Source organism: Streptomyces sp. W16 (assembly GCF_033194735.1).
Lineage (GTDB): Bacteria > Actinomycetota > Actinomycetes > Streptomycetales > Streptomycetaceae > Streptomyces.
Genome location: NZ_JAWOAI010000833.1, coordinates 1 through 2,871 on the forward strand (window position 1 = coordinate 1; position 2,871 = coordinate 2,871).

The 2,871-nt window shown below is 70.5% G+C and carries 4 protein-coding genes; 2 read left to right on the forward strand and 2 right to left on the reverse strand.

Annotated elements, in window-relative coordinates; translation table 11 throughout:
- Both R6V09_RS50110 and R6V09_RS50115 read left to right on the forward strand, forming a co-directional pair.
- Window positions 1–928: PDR/VanB family oxidoreductase (locus R6V09_RS50110; RefSeq protein WP_317888085.1), on the forward strand; the 928-nt coding region annotated here is incomplete at its 5' end.
- A gap of 56 nt (window positions 929–984) precedes the next feature.
- Window positions 985–1,674: a TetR/AcrR family transcriptional regulator gene (locus tag R6V09_RS50115; RefSeq protein ID WP_317888086.1), complete on the forward strand. Its 690-nt coding sequence runs from the start codon at window positions 985–987 to the stop codon at window positions 1,672–1,674.
- Window positions 1,675–1,697: 23 nt separating this feature from the next.
- Here the strand turns inward: R6V09_RS50115 and R6V09_RS50120 are convergent, their stop codons facing one another.
- Window positions 1,698–2,054, reverse strand: coding sequence for a 5-carboxymethyl-2-hydroxymuconate Delta-isomerase (locus tag R6V09_RS50120; protein ID WP_317888087.1), 357 nt, complete (start codon window positions 2,052–2,054; stop codon window positions 1,698–1,700).
- Window positions 2,055–2,085: 31 nt separating this feature from the next.
- Window positions 2,086–2,871, reverse strand: a 786-nt coding sequence (locus R6V09_RS50125; protein WP_317888088.1) for a PP2C family protein-serine/threonine phosphatase, incomplete at its 5' end; no start/stop codon positions are given.

Consider the following 2,871-nt stretch of genomic DNA (forward strand, 5'->3'; position numbering starts at 1 on the left):
GCTGGACCCGCCGGTCTCCGGCCGGCCGCGCACCCGGGCACTGCGGCTGCGGGTCGCCGCGCGGGAGACGGTCGCCGACGGCGTCGTACAACTGCGGTTGGAGGGAAGGGACTTGCCGGGCTGGGAGCCGGGGGCGCACATCGATCTGGTGCTGCCTTCGGGGCTGGTGCGGCAGTACTCGCTGTGCGGGGATCCGGCGGACACCTCGTCGTACACGGTCGCGACGCGGCTGGTCGAGGATGGGCGGGGCGGGTCCCGCGAGGTGCACGAACAGGTGCGGGTGGGCGCGGAGTTGGAGGTGCGGGGGCCGCGCAATCGGTTCCCGCTCGTCGACGCGCCCGGGTACCTCTTCGTCGCCGGCGGGATCGGGATCACCCCGGTGCTGCCGATGCTGCGCGCACTGCCCGAGGGCGTCGACTGGCGGCTGGTGTACGCGGGCCGTACGCCGGACTCGATGCCGTTTCTTGGGGAGTTGGCGGAGTTCGGTGCGGACCGGGTCACCGTCGTGAGCGGGCGGCGGCCCGAACTCGACGCGCTGCTCGCGGAGTTGCCCGAGGGTACCGCCGTCTACTGCTGCGGGCCGGAGGGGCTGATGGCGGCCGTGGAGGAACGGTTTCCGGACGTACGGCTCGAACGGTTCGCGCCCCGGGCCCCGTTGGGCGGGAACGCCGCCTTCGAAGTCGAACTCCGGCGCAGCGGACGGACGTTGACCGCGCCCGCGGACTCCACGGTGCTGGCCGCCGTACGGGCGGAGCTGCCCGGCACGCTCTACTCCTGCGAACAGGGGTTCTGCGGAACCTGCCAACAGCGCGTCGTGGAAGGGGAGGTGGAGCACCGGGACGAGCTGCTGACGGACGCGGAGCGTGATGACTCCATGCTGATCTGTGTATCCCGGGCCCGTGGTGAGCGAATCGTGTTGGATATGTGAACGACCTTGGGTGGACCGGGCCGTTGAGGTCCGGTTCCGATCGGTAAGGTGTTCGCATGAGTACCGGGGTTCGCCGCAGAATGGGAGTCGAGGAACGGCGACAGCAGTTGATCGGCGTCGCTCTCGACCTGTTCAGCCACCGCTCGCCCGACGAGGTCTCCATCGATGAGATAGCCGCCGCCGCGGGCATCTCGCGACCGCTCGTCTACCACTACTTTCCCGGCAAACTCAGCCTGTACGAGGCCGCGTTGCAGCGCGCCTCGGACGATCTCGCCGGGCGGTTCGTGGTCCCCGAGGAGGGCTCGCTCGGGGGACGGCTGCTGCGGGTGATGGGCCGGTTCTTCGACTTCGTGGACGACCACGGGCCCGGTTTCGCGGCGCTGATGCGCGGTGGTCCGGCGGTCGGCTCGTCCACCACCAACGCGTTGGTCGACGGGGTGCGGCATGCCGCGTATCTCCAGATCCTGTCCCACATGAAGGTCGAACAGCCGCCCGCCCGGCTGGAGTTGATGATTCGCTCCTGGATCTCGCTGGTCGAGTCGACGGCCCTGATCTGGCTGGACGGCCGGCGCATCCCACGCGCCGACCTGGAACGCCAACTCGTGCACGACTTCGGGGCGTTGGCGGCGGTGAGCGCGGCCTACGACGAGGAACTGGCCGCGCTGCTGCGCGAGTCACTCCGGAACGAGCCGGGCGACGGGCCGTTCACCGACCTCGTCGTCCGGCTGATCGCGCTGGCGTCGTAGGACAGGTCCTACACGGACACGGTCTAGCGCTCGAACTTCCGGTAGGACGCGTCGAGTTCACGGACCTCGGCGGAGGCGTGCAGCACGGACCCGTCCTCGTCGATGTACTCGCGGAGGAGTTCCAGGACCTTCTCGGTCAACCTGGCCTTGGTCTCCTCGGTGCGGCCGGCGAGCAGGCCGAGGGTGACATGGACGACGGTGTGTCCCAGCTCGTCGAGACCCTCGTACCCGAAGGCCGTGTACTCGCTCGGGCGGAACTGGGTCTTGCACGCCTCCGGTTTCGCGGCCGCGATCTCGACCACCGCCTCGTGCAGCGCACGGGCGAAACCGTCCTGGTCGAAGGAGATCGTGTGGGAGTGGTCGACGGTGATCTGCGGCATGGGGACTCCTTCTTCTGAGCCGACAACGGGCTCACCCTAGCCGCAGCGCCAGCATCGCGATGTCGTCCTCCCGATCGACGCCGAAGCAGTCGAGGAGGGTGTCGCACAGGGCGTCCAGGCCGGGCAGGGCGCCGGAGGCGGCGGCGCGCAGGTGTTCCATGGAGGCCGAGATGTCCGTGCCGCGGGTCTCGATCAGGCCGTCGGTGATCATCAGGAGCCGGTCGGTGGGTTCGAGGAACAGCTCCGTGGGCGGCGGGTGGGACAGGCCCACGCCGAGCAGGGGGCCCGCCGCCTTGGCGTAGTCCGCGGTGCCGGAGTCCCGGACGATCAGCGGCGGGATGTGGCCCGAGTTGGAGATGAGGGTGCGGCCGGTGTCGGGGTCGACGAGGGCCAGGCAGACGGTGGCCGTGGTCTCGGGGTGGTAGTGCCGGAGCATCCGGTCCAGCCGCTCGGCGAGCACGCTCGGGTCGCTCTCGTCGACGCAGTAGGCGCGCAGCGCGTGCCGTATCTCCACCATGACGGTGGCCGCCTCCAGCGAGTGCCCGACGACGTCGCCGACCGCGAAGAGCACTCCCCCGCCGGCCCGCAGGACGGCGTAGAAGTCACCGCCGATCTCGGCGTCCCGGGAGGCGGGCACGTACCGGACGGCGGCGTCGACGCCCGGGAGTTCGGGCAGCTGGTCCGGTTTGGGCAGGAAGCTGCGCTGGAGGGTGAGGGCGACATGCCGTTCGACCTGGTACATGAGGAGCGGCTCGGCGGCGAGCGCGGTGGCCTGGGCGAGCTGCGCCAGCAGCGCCTCGGCCTCGGGGCCCACCCG